Source organism: Herbaspirillum camelliae (assembly GCF_001929405.1).
GTDB classification, from domain to species: domain Bacteria; phylum Pseudomonadota; class Gammaproteobacteria; order Burkholderiales; family Burkholderiaceae_D; genus Herbaspirillum; species Herbaspirillum seropedicae.
The window spans coordinates 203,537-219,407 of sequence record NZ_KV880769.1 but is presented as its reverse complement, the minus strand read 5'-3'; the positions used below and the strand labels follow the sequence as shown (position 1 = coordinate 219,407).

The 15,871-nt window shown below is 62.2% G+C and carries 15 protein-coding genes; 10 read left to right on the top strand and 5 right to left on the bottom strand.

The features are described 5' to 3' along the window. Positions 1 to 10 precede the first annotated feature (10 nt). On the bottom strand, positions 11 to 769 hold the full coding sequence (locus tag BGK68_RS00995; RefSeq protein ID WP_075255533.1) for a 5-oxoprolinase subunit PxpA: 759 nt from the start codon (positions 767 to 769) through the stop codon (positions 11 to 13). A gap of 129 nt (positions 770 to 898) precedes the next feature. On the opposite strand from BGK68_RS00995, the gene BGK68_RS00990 reads away from it, so the two are divergent. Further along, the gene (locus BGK68_RS00990) at positions 899 to 1,816 is read left to right on the top strand and encodes a LysR family transcriptional regulator (protein WP_075255532.1); all 918 of its coding nucleotides are present in this window, start codon (positions 899 to 901) and stop codon (positions 1,814 to 1,816) included. 133 nt (positions 1,817 to 1,949) lie between these two features. Here the strand turns inward: BGK68_RS00990 and BGK68_RS00985 are convergent, their stop codons facing one another. From BGK68_RS00985 to BGK68_RS00975, 3 genes are read right to left on the bottom strand one after another with little or no spacing between them, the layout of a single operon-like run. After that, on the bottom strand, positions 1,950 to 3,161 hold the full coding sequence (locus tag BGK68_RS00985) for a porin (protein WP_075255531.1): 1,212 nt from the start codon (positions 3,159 to 3,161) through the stop codon (positions 1,950 to 1,952). Between the two features lie 54 nt (positions 3,162 to 3,215). Further along, complete coding sequence (locus tag BGK68_RS00980) at positions 3,216 to 5,627, bottom strand: glycoside hydrolase family 31 protein (RefSeq protein WP_075255530.1); 2,412 nt, start codon at positions 5,625 to 5,627, stop codon at positions 3,216 to 3,218. A 16-nt stretch (positions 5,628 to 5,643) separates the two neighbouring features. Continuing rightward, positions 5,644 to 6,930, bottom strand: coding sequence for an MFS transporter (locus BGK68_RS00975; RefSeq protein WP_075255529.1), 1,287 nt, complete (start codon positions 6,928 to 6,930; stop codon positions 5,644 to 5,646). A 359-nt stretch (positions 6,931 to 7,289) separates the two neighbouring features. On the opposite strand from BGK68_RS00975, the gene BGK68_RS00970 reads away from it, so the two are divergent. From BGK68_RS00970 to BGK68_RS00960, 3 genes are all read left to right on the top strand, one after another. Continuing rightward, on the top strand, positions 7,290 to 7,502 hold the full coding sequence (locus BGK68_RS00970; RefSeq protein WP_257785571.1) for a helix-turn-helix domain-containing protein: 213 nt from the start codon (positions 7,290 to 7,292) through the stop codon (positions 7,500 to 7,502). Between the two features lie 22 nt (positions 7,503 to 7,524). After that, the gene (locus BGK68_RS00965) at positions 7,525 to 9,162 is read left to right on the top strand and encodes an ATP-binding protein (protein ID WP_075255527.1); all 1,638 of its coding nucleotides are present in this window, start codon (positions 7,525 to 7,527) and stop codon (positions 9,160 to 9,162) included. A 153-nt stretch (positions 9,163 to 9,315) separates the two neighbouring features. Next, entirely contained in the window at positions 9,316 to 10,092 is a 777-nt protein-coding gene (locus tag BGK68_RS00960) for a DEAD/DEAH box helicase family protein (protein WP_198937150.1), read from the top strand. Positions 10,093 to 10,136: 44 nt separating this feature from the next. Here the strand turns inward: BGK68_RS00960 and ychF are convergent, their stop codons facing one another. Then, positions 10,137 to 11,228, bottom strand: coding sequence for a redox-regulated ATPase YchF (gene ychF / locus BGK68_RS00955; RefSeq protein WP_008332485.1), 1,092 nt, complete (start codon positions 11,226 to 11,228; stop codon positions 10,137 to 10,139). 401 nt (positions 11,229 to 11,629) lie between these two features. On the opposite strand from ychF, the gene BGK68_RS00950 reads away from it, so the two are divergent. The 6 genes from BGK68_RS00950 to BGK68_RS00925 all read left to right on the top strand — a co-directional run bounded on the left by BGK68_RS00950 (position 11,630) and on the right by BGK68_RS00925 (position 15,665). Next, entirely contained in the window at positions 11,630 to 12,433 is an 804-nt protein-coding gene (locus BGK68_RS00950; protein WP_198937149.1) for an ABC transporter ATP-binding protein, read from the top strand. Then, a complete protein-coding gene (gene mlaE, locus BGK68_RS00945; protein ID WP_075255525.1) occupies positions 12,430 to 13,209 on the top strand; it encodes a lipid asymmetry maintenance ABC transporter permease subunit MlaE in 780 nt (259 codons plus the stop codon). Before BGK68_RS00950 ends, mlaE begins: the two co-directional genes overlap by 4 nt. Positions 13,210 to 13,272: 63 nt before the next feature. Further along, positions 13,273 to 13,749 (top strand): outer membrane lipid asymmetry maintenance protein MlaD, encoded by a 477-nt coding sequence (gene mlaD / locus BGK68_RS00940; protein ID WP_013236006.1) that lies wholly within the window; start codon positions 13,273 to 13,275, stop codon positions 13,747 to 13,749. Beyond that, entirely contained in the window at positions 13,746 to 14,486 is a 741-nt protein-coding gene (locus BGK68_RS00935) for an MlaA family lipoprotein (protein WP_075255524.1), read from the top strand. Before mlaD ends, BGK68_RS00935 begins: the two co-directional genes overlap by 4 nt. A 215-nt stretch (positions 14,487 to 14,701) precedes the next feature. Next, the gene (locus BGK68_RS00930; protein WP_075255523.1) at positions 14,702 to 15,343 is read left to right on the top strand and encodes an MlaC/ttg2D family ABC transporter substrate-binding protein; all 642 of its coding nucleotides are present in this window, start codon (positions 14,702 to 14,704) and stop codon (positions 15,341 to 15,343) included. Positions 15,344 to 15,371: 28 nt separating this feature from the next. Beyond that, positions 15,372 to 15,665: an STAS domain-containing protein gene (locus BGK68_RS00925; RefSeq protein WP_075255522.1), complete on the top strand. Its 294-nt coding sequence runs from the start codon at positions 15,372 to 15,374 to the stop codon at positions 15,663 to 15,665. Positions 15,666 to 15,871: the final 206 nt, after the last annotated feature.

Here is a 15,871-nt window from a genome sequence, read left to right as displayed (position 1 = left end):
ATTGAATGGATCAGCGTGGTGCGGCGATGGCGATCTCGGCTGCCTCCAGGCTGCTGCGCGTGGCCTGCACCAGCGCCAGCGCGCCGGGGGTGTCGCTATGGATGCAGACGGATTCGAAGGCAATGGGAATGTCTTGCCCCTGGACCGTGCGCACCACCCCGTCGCGGCAGGCCCGCAGCACCTTGGCGGCCACCTGTTGCGGATCGAGCGCGCCGACGCGGCGGGTGAAGACGATGGAACCGCTGTTGTCGTAATCGCGGTCCGCATAGAACTCGCAGACCACCGCTTGCCCCAGTTCTTGCGCGACGCGCCAGACGGCCGAACCGTGCATGCAGAAGAGCAGCAGGTTCGAGTCCAGCTGGCGCAGGGTCTGCACGAAGACGCGCGCGGTCTCTTCGTCGCGGGCCAGGTGCATGTAGAGCGCTCCATGCGGCTTGATGTGCTGCAGGCTCATGCCGTTGAGGCGGGCGAACTCGCGCAGGGCGCCCAGTTGATAGAGCATGTCGTTGACCAGTTCGATGGCCGGGGCGTTGAGATGGCGTCGGCCGAAGCCGACCAGGTCGCGAAAGCCCGGGTGCGCACCGATGGCCACACCGTGCTGCCGGGCCTGCTCCACCGTGCTGCGCATGATGTTGGGATCGCCCGCGTGAAAGCCCGTGGCGATGTTGGCTGAACTGATCAGGGGCATGATGGCCGCATCGACGCCATCGCCGATGGTCCAGGGGCCGAAGCCTTCACCCATGTCCGAATTCAGGTCGATTTTTCTCATCTTGAAATCTCCTGCGCTGCTATCGTCAGCGCGTGAAAATGAGTATAGAAATCGGCAACAATATTGGACAGATGTATTATCAGAGGGGTAGATATCGAAAAATCCGATAGCTTTTGAAGGATTGCAAACATGGCCATCACCCTTCGACAGATCCGCTACTTCGTCGCCACCGCCGAAGTCGGGCAGATCTCGCAGGCAGCGATCCACCTGCACATTTCGCAGTCTTCGGTCACCAGCGCCATCCAGGAACTGGAGGCCTTGCTGGGCGTGCCGCTGTTCATCCGGTCAGCCCAGGGAATGATCCTGACCGACAGTGGCCGGCATTTCCTCAATCATGCGTATTCGATCCTGCGCAGCGTGGACGATGCGATGAAGAGTCCGCTGCCGGACAACACCGCCAGCGGCAGCCTGCGGGTGGCGGCCAGTTATACGGTGCTGGGCTATTTCCTGCCGCATCACCTGCAGCGCCTGTCGCAGTCCTATCCCCGCATCAAGATCCACATCCACGAGAAGGAACGCGCCGAGATCGAGCAGAGCCTGGTCGAGGGCGAGATCGACATGGCGGTGGTGCTCACATCCAACCTGCGCCATCGCGAGATCGCCTATGAGACCTTGTTCGGTTCAGTACGCCGTTTGTGGCTGCCTGCGCGTCACCGGTTCAATGAACGCACCGTGGTGAACCTGGCCGAGGTGGCCAGCGAGCCGCTGATCCTGCTGACCGTGGATGAGGCCGACAAGACCGCCTTGCGCTACTGGAACCAGAGTGGCCGCAAGCCCAACATCCTCATGCGCACCAGTTCCATCGAGGCCGTGCGCAGCATGGTGGCCAATGGCTCGGGTGTGGCGATCCTGTCGGACCTGGTGTACCGGCCCTGGTCGCTGGAGGGATTGCGGATCGAAACCTTGCTGCTGATGGATCACGTGCCGGCCATGAATGTGGGGCTGGCCTGGCGCAAGGGCGTGGAGTTCACGCCGGCCATGGAGGCGGTGCGGGAGTATTTCAGGCAGTCGTTCCTGGCGCCGCAGTTGAGTAGCGGCAGGCGTTGAAGCAGGGACGGGAGCGCGCAGAAGAGCGTGGAGGAGAGGGGCTGGTGCGCGTGAGCAGCCATCGGCGTGCGCACGACGCAAGGATCAGCGGGGCCGTTACGCCCCGCCTTCGCATGCTGGATCAGGATAAGGATCAGAACGAATGCCGGATCCCCAGCATGGCCACGAACTGGCCGCTGCCGCTGGAGGGCGTGCCGTTCTGCGAATCGCCCACCGAGGCCACCGCATTGACGATGCTGCTGCCCACGCCACCAGCGCGCAGTGTCTGTCCGCTGGCGCGCTGGTAGGCCTGGATCGCGTACAGCGCGGTGCGCTTGGAGAGCGAATAGACCTCTTCCAGCGAGAGCTGGTTGTACTTGGCCGGAGAGGAGATGCCGTTGCGCGCCTTTTCGGCGGTGTAGCTGTAGCCGGCTGCCAGCACCAGCGCCGGGCTGAGGTTGTAGCTGCCGATGAGGCCGACGGTATTGAAGACAGCAGTCTGGCTGAAGGCCGACAGCGCGCCCGCCTTGTACTGCACGTTGGAATAGTTCAGCCCCAGCATCAGGTCGCCCCGGGTATAGCGCGCTGCGGTGGCCAGCAGTTGCGTGCTGTCGGCGGATGCATAGCCGGCATTGACCGGCGAGTTGTTGGCGAAGCTGCCGACGTTGCCGAAGCTGCCGGCGGTGTTGCCGTTGGTCAGGTTCTTGAGCCGCGTATAGCCGGCGCTCCACGAGAAGGCCTGGTAGTCATAGCGCAGGGCCGCGCTCACGCTGGAGCCATTCGCTGCGCTGCCAGCCTGCTCGCCCATGCCGTATTGCACGCCCGCCTGCAGACCGCCCAGCGTGGGCAGGGTGTAGGTGATGGAGTTGTTCATCCGCAGCGTGGTATCGAGCGCGTCGATGTCGCCCGGGTGAGCACCGGTAGCGCCCGTGAGCACATTGGTCGGGCCCAGCGCGCCGACGTACTGGAAGTAGGGCGTGTACTGGCGACCCACGGTGACCTGGCCATAGTCCTTGCTGGACAGGCCGACATAGGACTGGCGGTTGAACAGCACGCCGGCAGTCGATTGGGCGCCGGTGTCGGCATTGAAACCATTCTCCAATCGGAACAGCGCCATATTGCCGCCACCCAGGTCTTCCGTGCCGGTCAGGCCCAGCTTGCTGGCCGCCAGTGCGCCGGAGTTCATGTAGGTATTGGATGCACCGCCCTGGTTGCTGCTGTAGGCCAGGCCGAGATCGACTGTGCCATAGAGCGTGACGGACGATTGCGCCGACGCGGGCAGGGCGATGCCGGCTGCCAGCAGCGCTGCGCAGAGGCAGGCTGGCTTGAAGGCCGATGATTGGCGAGAAATGTCTTTTGCTTGCATGTGGGTCTCCTGGTGTTATTGGGTTGTGGTGGGGGCGTGTTCAATGCAGGGGCATCAGGCCGACAGCGCCAGCGTCAGGCGTCGCCAGCCCTGGCTGTGCTGTTCGCTGACGATGCGCGCCTGCGCTGCCTGCACGGGGCGCTGTTCGCTCGCGGGCAGGAAGATGTCGATGGTCTCGGCTGCCACCGGCAGGCGGCCTTCGCGCACTACTTCCAGCGTTACGGTGGCGGCGTCGGAACGCGCGCGGACTTGCCAGCGCCCTTGTTCGCCATCGCGCCAGGCCTGGCTGTGGCCGTCGTCTTCGACACAGGCGCCGCTGGCTTCGCCCTGTTCCTTGTAGGGGACGACCAGGAAAGCGCGCTCATCGGCACGCACGTCGAAGTGTTGTTGCGCCACGTTCATCGGGATCACGGCCCCTTCGCGCAGCAACATGACCGGTTGGTCCCACGGTGCGGGCAGGCAGATATCTTGGTCGCCTTCGTAGCGTTCGCCGCTCCAGTACGACACCCAGCCTGTGCCCGCGGGCAGGTAGACGCGGCGCTCGGTCTGGCCCTGCTCGACCACGGGCGCGACCAGCATGGCGCTGCCCAGCATCATGTCGTCGCACTCGTCCAGGCAACGGCGGTCATGCGGGAACTCGGCAAAGGTCGGACGCAGCACCGGCTGGTAGTCCTGGGTCGATTGCCACAGCAGTTCGTAGAGATAGGGGATGAAGCGGTAGCGCAGCTTGATCAGCGCGGCGATCTGGGCGGTTACCTCCGGATACATCCAGGGTTCGTTGACGGTCTTGTCGTCGTTCCACGAGTGGATGGAGAAGCGCGGCATGAACACGCCGAAGGCGACCCAGCGCACCAGCAGTTCCGGTGCCGGCGCCGGACCCGAGAAGCCGCCGATGTCATGGCCGATGTTGGACACGCCCGACAGCGCCAGCCCCAGTCCCATCTTCAGGTTGTAGCGCAGGGTTTCCCAGGAGGTGTAGTTGTCGCCCGACCAGGTCTGCACATAGCGCTGCATGCCCGCGCCGCCCGACCGCGACACCAGGAAGGGACGCCGTTGCGGCGCCGCTTCCAGCTGTGCCTGGCGCGAGGCCTGCATCATCAGCATGGTCTGCAGCACCTTGGCCTGGCGCACCGGATATTGCTGGCCGAAGCCGTGGGCGTAGGCGTCGCCGGTCCAGACTTCGAATTCATTGTTGTCGTTCCAGGTGGAGCTCACGCCATAGTCCAGCAGGGCTTGCTTGACGTTGGCGCGCCACCAGTCCAGCGTGGCCGGATTGGTGAAGTCCAGGTAGGCGCCCACCTCATCCCAGAACTGCACCCACGCCGGCTCGCCCTGGCTGTCGCAGATCAGCAGACCGGCCTGGCGGGCCTGTTCGAACTGGGGATGGTCGCGCAACAGGCAGGGCTTGATGTTGGCGCACAGGTGGATGCCCGCCTCCAGATAGCTGCGCACGAAGCCGTGCGGGTCGGGGAATTTCTCGGTATTCCAGTGGAACACGTAGCGCTTCGGGCCGATCGAGGTGTAGCCGGAAGAGAGGTGGAAAGAGTCGCAGAGAATATCGTGTTCACGGCATTTGGCAATGAACTGGCCCATCTGCACCTGGGCGTCGGGCGCATCGGTGTAGCTCATGGTCGAGCCGGAATAACCCAGGCCCCACTTGGGCATCCAGGCCGGACGACCGGTCAGCCAGGTGAAGCGGCGGGTCGCGGCCAGCGGGGTGCCGGGCGAGGCGATGAAGTAGTAGTCGAGATCGCCATGCGGGGCCGTGAAGTAACGGTAGTGGCCGTGATAGTTGTCCAGCTCGCGGCCCATGTCGAACCGGCAATCCGAGAGGGTATCGTAGAAGAGTCCAAAGCCCGCGCCCGTCTTGGGCAGCCAGGTGATGTAGAAGGGGATGTGCTTGTAGAGCGGATCGGTATTACGGGCGCTATAGCCCATGGCATCGATGTTGCGCATCTCGTAGGACTGGCCGGCGCGGTTCATGTCGCCGGCGCGCTCGCCCAGGCCGAAATACATCTCATCAGATTGGCGGCGCAGGTAGTGGTAGACCTGCTCGTCCCAGTAACCGAAGTTGTAGGCCTGGGTCGGGCGATCGGCCAGCACGCTCTGCCACTGTCCCTCATGGCGCAGCTCCCATTGGCAGAAACCACCGTCCAATGCGACGCTCAGGCGGATCAGCGCGGTCTCGATCTGCAACTGGCCGGGCGTGTCGCGCAGGGCGAAGGCAGGCAGGCTGAAACCGCTCAGGTCGCGCCGGTCGCGCCCTTCCAAGGGGACATCTTCGGCCCCTGGAGCCACTGCCCAGGAGGCAGGGCCTTGCAGCTTGCCTTCGGGCAGCACCAGCACGCGGATGATGTCTTCTTCCAGCACGAACAATTCGATGACCGCGCCGGTATCGGCCTTCAGGCACAGATGGTTGCCCTCGGAGGACTGGAGCGCAAAGCGCGGGGGATGCAGCATGGACATGATAGGAACCTCAGCTCTAGACAGATGATTGCAGCGAGCGCGCCGCGCGCTCTTCGGTGGACTGGCCGCGGATCAGGATGATGAGCAGCACCGCACCAATCAGATCGAACGCGCCCAGCATGCCGAACAGCGGACCATAACCCACGGTATCGGCCAGCGCGCCCACCAGCAGCGAGAAGCCCAGGCCGCCGATCCACGCCGACATGCCCGCAAAGCCGCTGGCGGTGCCGACCTCCTCGGGATCGAACACATCAGCCGAGAGCGTATTGACCAGGCCCGAGATCATCTGGTGCGCAAAGCCGCCGACGCAGAACAGGGCAATGGCGACATAGGGAGAGGCCACCAGGCCCACGCAGGCCGGACCGATCATCATCACCGCGCCCAGCACCACACCGCACACGCGCGACCATACCAGAGGGATGCGGAAGCGATTGATCAGGAAGGGTGACAGGTAACCGCCGGCCAGCCCACCCAGGTCCGCCGCCAGGAAGGGCAGCCAGGCGAACATGGCGATGGTCTTCAGGTCCAGGTGACGCTCATTGACGAAGTAGAGGGGAATCCAGAAGCTGAAGGTCTGCCATGCCGGCTCCGCGAAGAAGCGCGCCAGGGCGATGGCCCAGAAGCGGCGTGAGCGCACCACATCCTTGACGGGACGCTTGCCCCGGACCGCGCTGACAGGGCGCAACTGGCCTTTGATGATGGTGTCGCGTTCGCTATCGGAGAGCGCCGCATGGTCACGCGGCGAGCGGTAGAAGGCGAACCACAGCGCCGCCCAGACGAAGCCGAGGATGCCGGTCACCACGAAGGCCGACTGCCAGCCGTAGCGGATCTGCAGGAAGATCACCAGCGGCGGAGCCAGCATTGCGCCCAGAGAAGTGCCCGAATTGAACCAGCCCACGGCGACCGACTTTTCCTTGTCCGGGAACCACTCGGCCACGGCCTTCATCCCCGAGGGAATCGCCGCCGCCTCGGTCAGGCCCATCAGCGCCCGGAAGCCAGCCAGCGAGAGCCAGCCCGTGGCCCCCGCATGCAGCACCCCGGCTACCGACCACAGCACGCCGAAGAGAGCAAAGCCGATGCGCAGGCCGATCAGGTCGACGATGAAGCCGCAGACCGGTTGCATGATCGTATAGCCGACCTGGAAGGCCGCCACGACGTAGGAGTATTGCTGGGTGCTCATCCCCAGTTCGTCCTTGAGGGTGGGGGCCAGCACCCCCAGTGAATTGCGTGCCAGATAGTTGGTGATCGTGCCCAGGCAAACGAGCACGATGATCCACCAGCGCAAGCCCTTGATCGTTTTCAAGATTTGTCTCCTGTTGAGGGGGTACTTTTTTGTTGTCCTGCCGTTAGCTTCCATACTGTTCCGGGGTCGGGGGAACGGGACAAAGGCCGGACGGACGACTTGTATTTTTGCTAGATTGGTAGCGCTACCAAATTTAATTGAGTGAATGGTAGCGGTACCAAAATCGCTTGTCAAGGGAAGCGCGGGTCCTGGTGCTGGAAGCCAAGTACGGGTCGAGTGAGTCACCCATCTGCCGAATGGAGTGCCCCCTACGCTGATTCCTTCCGGCGTCACTCAACAGTGAAAAGCTGCTTTGCTAGCGCCCTTCTGGTAGACTTAAAACGATTTTTAACGATTTTCACTAACAAAGGCAGAGCGCCATCGACATGAGCATTGAACCATGGGTTACTGCCGAAGACGTTGCTCAGCATCTGGGTGTTGCCAAAGACACCGTTTATCGCTGGAGGGAACGCAAGGGGCTTCCCGCGCATCGTGTCGGACGGCTGTGGAAGTTTCAGCTGTCCGAAGTGGACGAGTGGGTGCGAGCGGGAGGTGCCGATGAAGAATCGGGCGATGGGAGCCAACAAAAATGAATGCAGCAGGGGAAGGTGACGCGTGAGCTTGGAAGGGCAACTCCTTGACCAGAAGTCCTTGCGGGCCGTGACCGGCAAGACGGTGGACTGGAACGAAATCGCTAAGGATTGCATTGCCTTTGCCAATGCAACGGGTGGCTGCCTGCTGCTAGGGATTGAGGATGGCCAGAGCGAGCCTCCTGCCGATCAGCGTGTCCCTCCTGATCTGCCTGACACATTGCGTCGCAGGTTGGCAGAGCGCACGGTCAACGTGACGGTGCTGCCGGATATCACCATTGCGCCTAATGGTGGCCAATACATCGAATTGCGCATTCCGCGCGCCATGGCCGTTGCATCCACCACGGATGGACGCTACTTCCTGCGCGTAGCCGATCAAAGCAAGCCCGTGACGGGCGATGACGTGATGCGCCTGGCCAGTGAGCGCTCCGCACTGCCGTGGGAAACACAAACCACCTTGCATGCTCCACGTGCCGAGATTGATGTCGCCAAACGCGACAAGCTCCTTGCAGCCTTGCGCGCATCGGATCGGGTCAAGCCGTCCGTGAAGGAGAAGTCTGACGACGAACTGCTCGATCACTATCAGCTCGCGCAAGGGGCGCACCTCACCAACCTGGGCGTGCTCAGTCTCGGGCGCCAGCATCATCGCGCTCAACTGGCCACAGCACCGGTCATCCAGTTCATCAAATACGACGAGCACGGGCAGAAGGTCAACAAGCTGGTGTGGGACGACCACACGAAAAGCCCGATGGAGTTGATCGAGGCGGTCTGGCTGGAGGTGCCTGATTTCCGCGAGCGCTACGAGCTGCCCGATGGCTTGTACCGCCAGAACGTGCCTGCTTTCGATGAAATCGTTGTGCGCGAATTGTTGGTCAACGCCTTGGTACACCGCCCTTATACCCAGCGCGGTGACATCTTTTTGAACCTGCATCCAGACCGACTGGAAGTGGTCAACCCTGGACCACTACCGCTGGGCGTCTCGCCGCAGAACGTGCTCCACACCACGGTTCGCCGTAACGAACACCTGGCACGCCTGTTCCATGATTTGAAGCTGATGGAGCGCGAAGGCAGCGGTTTCGACAAGATCTTCGAGGTGCTGCTCTCACAAGGCCGCCCGGCTCCCGAATTGATCGAGACCTACGACCGCGTGCAGGTGACGGTGCGCCGCCGTATCCTCAAGCCCGAAGTGATCGACTTCATTGCGAAGGCAGACCAGACCTATCAGCTCACGCAGCGCGAGCGGATCGCATTGGGCCTGTTGGCGCAACACGATGCCCTGACGGCACGCGAGCTGGCAACGTCGCTTGAGCTGCCATCCGTTGAAGCACTGCAACCCTGGCTCAAACGCCTGCTGGATTGGCAGTTGGTGCAAAGCGCCGGACGGACCCAGGCAACACGCTACTTTGTTGACCCCAGCCTGCTGCGCAGCCTCCAGTTCACCGGTGAGACCACCCTCAAGCGCATTGAGCCACACCGCTTGGCCGCGCTGATCTTGGAAGACCTGCAACGCTACCCCAGGTCGGCCATTAGTGCCATTCACCAGCGCATCGGCGGCGAAATCCACCTCAAGCAAGTCAAGCGCGCACTGGAAGAGCTGATCAAGCGCGGGGACGTCCGCTTTGAGGGTGACAAGCGCTGGCGGCGGTATTGGGCAGTGGCATGAGCCGCCTATCGGACAAATTACGTTCTATTGCCGATAGATGGGCGATAGCGGATGGGCGATATGCTGGCAACAGTCGCTCGAATCAAAGACTTCTATCGACCAGTGGCGATAGAAAGTGGGCGATAGACCCGCATGCTTGGCAGGGAGGTACGCATGACACCGGAAACTAAAGCGCGTCAACACATCGATCAGAAGCTGGAGCAAGCGGGCTGGGTCATTCAAGACATGAGGCAGCTCAACCTCGGTGCAGCCGCGGGTGTGGTCGTGCGTGAATATCCCACTGATACAGGACCTGCGGATTACGTGCTGTTCGTCAACCGCAGTCCCGTGGGCGTCATCGAAGCCAAGAAGGATACTGCAGGCGAGAACCTCACTGCGACAGAAAGCCAAACCGAGCGTTACGCCACCGCCAACCTCAAGTGGCGCAAGGACGACAGCCCGCTGCGCTTCCTGTTCGAAGCCACAGGCCAGATCGTTCGCTTTACTGACAATGCCGACCCTGCGCCGCGATCACGCGAGATCTTCCACTTCTTCAAGCCTGAAACGCTGGCCTCATGGCTGGCCCAGCCAGCAAGTTTGCGCCGCCGTTTGGCTGAGCAAATGCCGGCGTTGCCTGAGCTCGATCTACGCGGTTGCCAGATCACGGCCGTGACTGGTCTGGAAAAGTCACTGGCGCAGAACAAGCCGCGTGCACTTGTGCACATGGCCACGGGTGCAGGCAAAACTTTTACCGCAATCACATCGGTCTATCGTCTGCTGAAGTTTGGTGGGGCCAAACGCATTCTTTTTCTGGTTGACACCCGCAACCTCGGCAAGCAGGCGCATCAAGAGTTCATGGCTCACTTGCGCAGTGCTATCAAGTGTTATTCCATGCAACGACCTGAAATGCAAAAGCCCCGTATCCACGGGGCTTTGCGTCGTTTTCAGTGATGCGTCTGCAAGCAGATGCAACCGCCTGAAATGGCTTGCTCGAATCAGACGTTAAACAAGAAATTCATCACATCCCCATCCTTGACCACATACTCCTTGCCTTCGGCCCGCATCTTGCCCGCTTCCTTGGCCCCAGTCTCACCCTTGAAGGCAATGAAATCCTCAAAGGCAATGGTCTGCGCACGGATGAAACCGCGTTCGAAGTCGGTGTGGATCACGCCGGCCGCTTGCGGGCCGGTCGCGCCCACCGGCACGGTCCAGGCGCGCACTTCCTTGACGCCAGCGGTGAAGTAGGTCTGCAGGCCCAGCAGCTTGAATGCCGCACGGATCAGACGATCCAGGCCCGGCTCTTCCATGCCCATGTCGGCCAGGAAATCGGCCTTGTCGGCATCGTCCAGGTCGGCGATCTCGGCTTCGATGGCGGCGCAGATGGCCACGATGGGGGCGTTCTGTTCCTGGGCGTAGGCGGTCAGCTGGTCCAGCAGCGGGTTGTCGGTGAAGCCGCTGTCGGAGACGTTGGCCACGTACATCGCCGGCTTGGCGGTGATCAGGCACAGCGGCTTGATCAGCAGCATCTCTTCGGCATCCAGGCCCAGTGCGCGCACCGGCTTGGCTTCGTCCAGCGCCGGCATGATGCGTTCCAGCAGGGCCACCAGCTTGGCGGCGTCCTTGTCGCCGGAGCGGGCCTTCTTCTGCTCGCGGTGGATGGCCTTTTCAACCGTGCCCATGTCGGCCAGCGCCAGCTCGGTCTGGATCACGGCGATGTCGTCCAGGGGGCTGACGCGACCGGCCACGTGGATCACGTTGGGGTCTTCGAAGCAGCGCACCACGTTGACGATGGCGTCGGTCTCGCGGATGTGCGACAGGAACTGGTTGCCCAGGCCTTCACCCTTGGAGGCGCCCGCCACCAGGCCGGCGATATCCACGAATTCGACGGTGGCCGGCAGGATGCGCTCGGGCTTGACGATCTCCGCCAGCGCCTTCAGGCGCGGATCCGGCACTTCCACGATGCCCACGTTGGGCTCGATAGTGCAGAACGGATAGTTCTCGGCGGCGATGCCAGCCTTGGTCAGCGCGTTGAAAAGAGTGGACTTACCAACGTTGGGCAGACCCACGATGCCGCATTTGAGGCTCATGACAGATTCTTCCGAAAGCAAAACCGCCATTGTAGCAAGCCGCAGGCCCCAACCCTATGCTTATGGTCTTGTTAGGGTTTTCGGTTTGCATTGCAGCAGATGAGCTGTTGCAAATGTTTGCCCATTTATTCTCCTTGTGTCGGGAAAATTTCCTATTTGAAACTATTCCGTTGTGTACACGCTACGGAACGAAAATTTTCTTCCACAGGCAATATTTTACTGACTGAATCGTCATTTAGTTGGTTGCCGGAAATAGAGAACATCTTCGGCGAACCGGTCGTTAATTTGTGAAAATCAAGGCTTTCTACAGCTTGCCATTTACAGGCTGTATTGCCTTCTTGAAAGCGATTTGTAAAATTTGCTCTACAATGTCGCTTTTCCAAAGAACACACAGAATCCCCTTGCCTAATATCGTAGAAATCCGCGATCTGCATTTCCGCTATGGCGACCGGCCTATCCTGTCCGGCCTCCATATGGATTTCCCGCGCGGAAAGGTGGTGGCGGTGATGGGCGGTTCCGGTTCGGGCAAGACCACCATCCTGCGCCTGATCGGCGGCCAGTTGCGTCCGCAGCAGGGCAAGGTGGAAGTGGATGGCGAAAACGTCCCCGACCTGGCCACCAAACAACTGTTCCTGCTGCGCCGCAAGATGGGCATGCTGTTCCAGAACGGCGCCTTGTTCACCGACATGACGGTGTTCGACAACGTGGCCTTCCCGCTGCGCGAGCATACCGATCTGGACGAGACGCTCATCCGCGACCTGGTGCTCATGAAGCTCAACGCCGTGGGCCTGCGCAATGCCGCTTCGCTCAAGCCGGCCGAGATCTCCGGCGGCATGGCGCGCCGCGTGGCGCTGGCGCGTGCGATCGCGCTGGACCCGGCGCTGATCATGTATGACGAACCTTTCGCCGGCCTCGATCCCATCTCCATGGGCGTGACCGCCAACCTGATCCGCCGTCTCAACGACGCGCTGGGTTCGACCTCGATCCTGGTCTCGCACGATGTGAACGAATCCTTCGCCATCGCCGACCATGTCTATTTCCTGTCGGCCGGCAAGATCGTGGCGCAGGGCACGCCCGAAGAACTGCGTTCTTCCCCCGACCCCTACGTCAGGCAGTTCGTGCATGCCGAGGCCGATGGTCCGGTGCCGTTCCACTATCCCGGCAAATCGCTGGCCGAGGACCTGGGCCTGGGAGGTGGCGCATGATCGCCGGTCTCGTCAGCGGCCTGGGCCGCAGCATCCGCGAATTCGCGGTGGGCGTGGGCTTTGCCGGGCGCATGTTCGCCAGCATGCTGGGTTCCTCGCTGGGTCTGCTGCGCCGTCCGCGCCTGATCACCGACCAGATCCATTTCATCGGCAACTATTCGCTGGTGATCATCGCCGTGTCGGGCCTCTTCGTGGGCTTCGTGCTGGGCTTGCAGGGCTATTACACTCTCAATAAATACGGTTCCGAACAGGCGCTGGGCCTGCTGGTGGCGCTGTCGCTGACGCGCGAGCTGGGTCCGGTGGTGACGGCGCTGCTCTTCGCCGGTCGCGCCGGCACCTCGCTGACCGCCGAGATCGGCCTGATGAAGGCGGGCGAGCAATTGTCGGCCATGGAAATGATGGCCGTGAACCCGCTGCAACGCGTGGTGGCGCCGCGCTTCTGGGCGGGCGTGATCGCCATGCCGGTGCTGGCGGCCATCTTCAGCGCCGTGGGCGTGATCGGCGGCTATGTGGTCGGCGTGCTGCTGATCGGCGTGGATGAAGGCGCGTTCTGGTCGCAGATGCAGGGCGGGGTGGATGTCTGGAACGACATCGCCAATGGCGTCCTGAAGAGCGTCGTGTTCGGCGTGGCGGTGACCTTCGTGGCGCTGTTCCAGGGCTATGAGGCCAAGCCGACGCCCGAGGGTGTGGCGCGCGCCACCACCCGGACCGTGGTGATCGCTTCGCTGCTGGTGCTGGGCCTGGACTTCCTGCTGACCGCGCTGATGTTCAGCTGATCGCGGCAAAAGAATGTAGTGCGCCCGGGCTTGGGTGCGACAATGAATAAAGAGGGTTGAACTATGCAACGTAAATCACTGGATGCCTGGGTTGGAATCTTCGTCCTGCTGGGCGTGGCGGCGCTAGTGTTCCTGGCGCTCAAGGCCGGCAACATGAGTTCGATGTCCTTCGGCCAGAAGACCTATACCATCAAGGCCAGCTTCGACAATATCGGTGGCCTGAAGTCGCGTGCGGCCGTCAAGAGCGCCGGCGTGGTGGTGGGGCGGGTGGATTCGATCCGCTTCGATGACCAGACCTTCCGCGCCGTGGTGTCGCTGAACATGGACGAGAGCTACAAATTCCCCAAGGACAGCTCGGCCAAGATCCTCACCTCGGGTCTGTTGGGAGAACAATACATCGGCATCGAGCCGGGTGGCGACACTGCTAACCTGGCGTCGGGCGATACGATTAAGATGACGCAATCCGCTATCGTGCTGGAGAACCTGATCGGTCAGTTCCTCTATAGCAAAGCGGCAGAGGGAAAGGATGATTCCAAATGAACAATAAAACCATCAACGCTGCCTACGCCAGCCGTCTGGGCGCCATCGCCCTGGCGGCTGCGGTCATGACCGGCTGCGCCAGCACCAGCAACAATCCCAACGATCCGCTGGAAGGCTTCAACCGCACCATGTTCAGCTTCAACGACACGGTCGACAAGGTGGCCTTGAAGCCGGCTGCGCAGGCCTATGACGCGGTGGTCCCGAATCCGGTCCAGCGTGGCGTGGGCAACTTCTTCGGCAACATCGGCGACCTGTGGTCGTCGGTGAACCAGCTGCTGCAGGGCCGTATCGAGCAGGGCGTCTCGACCTTCATGCGCGTGGCCATCAACACCACCTTCGGCCTGGGTGGCGTGCTGGACGTGGCGACCGAAGCGCGTCTGCCGCGTGAGAAGTCCGATTTCGGCCAGACCCTGGGCAAGTGGGGCGTGGGTTCCGGTCCCTATGTGGTGCTGCCGTTCTTTGGCCCCTCTACGGTGCGTGACACTGCCGGCTTGCCGGTGGACCTCTACGGCGACTTGTGGACCTACAAGCGTCCGACCCGCTGGCGCAATGTGGGCACCGTGGTTCGCATCGTCGACCGCCGCGCCCAGTTGCTGGATGCGTCGACCCTGCTGGAAGATGCTGCGCTGGACAAGTACGACTTCGTGCGTGACGCCTACCTGCAACGCCGCCAGAGCCAGATCAACGGCGCCGGCGGTAGCGGCAAGGACAGGCCGGAAAACGCCATCCAGCCCTGATCGCCGGATGCTGGCAAGCAAGACCGACATGCTGCCTCTGCAGCCATGGCGGTCTTGAAAAGAACCTGATTTGCACAATCTGTAACACCTGTGCCCATCTGTGACCGGGCGGGAACCCCCGCCCCCGGCGCACTTCGAAGAGATGGCCGTGTCTCGTCTGCGCTCCCGGGCGCGAAGGTCCGGCCTCTCCTGCTGACTCGAATGGAACAAGACTTATGAAGATGCTCAATAAACTTTTCGCAATCGCTGCCTTCGCCGTTCACGCTCTGGCCTTCACCGGCGCCGCTTCGGCCCAGGAAGCTCCTGATGCGCTGGTCAAGCGCATCAGTTCTGAAGTGCTGGATACCGCCAAGAACGACAAGGACATCCAGTCCGGCAACAACAATCGCATCATGCAGCTGGTGGAAGAGAAAATCCTGCCCTACGTTGACTTCCAGCGCATGACCCAACTGGCCGCCGGCCGCTACTGGCGCCAGGCGACTCCGGATCAGCAGGCGCAGCTGGTCAACGAGTTCCGCAGCCTGCTGGTGTTCACCTACTCGGGCGCGCTGTCCCAGGTGCGTGACCAGAAGATCGTCTTCAAGCCCCTGCGCGCAGCGCCTGGCGACACCGAAGTGGAAGTCAATTCCCAGGTGATCTCGGATCGTGGCGGCGAGCCCATCCAGCTGAGCTATCGTCTGGAAAAGAAGGGTGATGGCTGGAAGCTCTACGACGTCAACGTCCTGGGCGCCTGGCTGGTGGAAGCCTACAAGGGCACCTTCTCCAACGAGATCAACAAGGGCGGTATCGACGGCCTGATCAAGGCGCTGTCGGACAAGAACAAGCAGTTGGCCGCTCGCGGCAATGGCAAGAAGTAACCTGACCTGACCCACTGGAAAGCGCACCATGTTCAAGCCCGGCGCCTCGCTGACTTTCACCAATGCCAGTACCGTCCTGCGCGAGGGCCTGGCGGCCATCGCCGCGGGCCAGACCGGCATCGACGTCAGCGCGGTCGCTACCGTGGATTCCTCGGCCGTGGCTACGCTGCTGGCCTGGCGTCGCGCCGCTGTCGAACGCGGTGCGGCGCTGGACTTCGGTGCGCTGCCGGCCAATCTGCAAAGCCTGGCCGACCTCTACGGCGTGACCGCCTTGCTGCAAGGCGTCGCCGCTCCCACTTCCGCCACCGACCGACATCACTGATCAGGTCGCGTCCCTGGGCCGCACGGCCCGGAAAATCGAATTCCCCTATAATCGAAGGTTTTTGCAGGCGCCCACGCTGCGTGGTGTAGCGGATTCCCATCCGCTGGATGCAGCGCCCCGGTCGCCGGGCAAAACCGATCGCTATCCCGATAGCACCAACCACAACACGGCTGCGTGACGATCCATCTCCCAGGCAGGAGGAGGGC

Coding starts and splice junctions, on each gene's coding strand:
- BGK68_RS00995 (WP_075255533.1), bottom strand. CDS start 769: ATGAGAAAAATCGACCTGAATTCGGACATGGGTGAAGGCTTCGGCCCC.
- BGK68_RS00990 (WP_075255532.1), top strand. CDS start 899: ATGGCCATCACCCTTCGACAGATCCGCTACTTCGTCGCCACCGCCGAA.
- BGK68_RS00985 (WP_075255531.1), bottom strand. CDS start 3,161: ATGCAAGCAAAAGACATTTCTCGCCAATCATCGGCCTTCAAGCCAGCC.
- BGK68_RS00980 (WP_075255530.1), bottom strand. CDS start 5,627: ATGTCCATGCTGCATCCCCCGCGCTTTGCGCTCCAGTCCTCCGAGGGC.
- BGK68_RS00960 (WP_198937150.1), top strand. CDS start 9,316: ATGACACCGGAAACTAAAGCGCGTCAACACATCGATCAGAAGCTGGAG.
- ychF (WP_008332485.1), bottom strand. CDS start 11,228: ATGAGCCTCAAATGCGGCATCGTGGGTCTGCCCAACGTTGGTAAGTCC.
- mlaE (WP_075255525.1), top strand. CDS start 12,430: ATGATCGCCGGTCTCGTCAGCGGCCTGGGCCGCAGCATCCGCGAATTC.
- mlaD (WP_013236006.1), top strand. CDS start 13,273: ATGCAACGTAAATCACTGGATGCCTGGGTTGGAATCTTCGTCCTGCTG.
- BGK68_RS00935 (WP_075255524.1), top strand. CDS start 13,746: ATGAACAATAAAACCATCAACGCTGCCTACGCCAGCCGTCTGGGCGCC.
- BGK68_RS00930 (WP_075255523.1), top strand. CDS start 14,702: ATGAAGATGCTCAATAAACTTTTCGCAATCGCTGCCTTCGCCGTTCAC.
- BGK68_RS00925 (WP_075255522.1), top strand. CDS start 15,372: ATGTTCAAGCCCGGCGCCTCGCTGACTTTCACCAATGCCAGTACCGTC.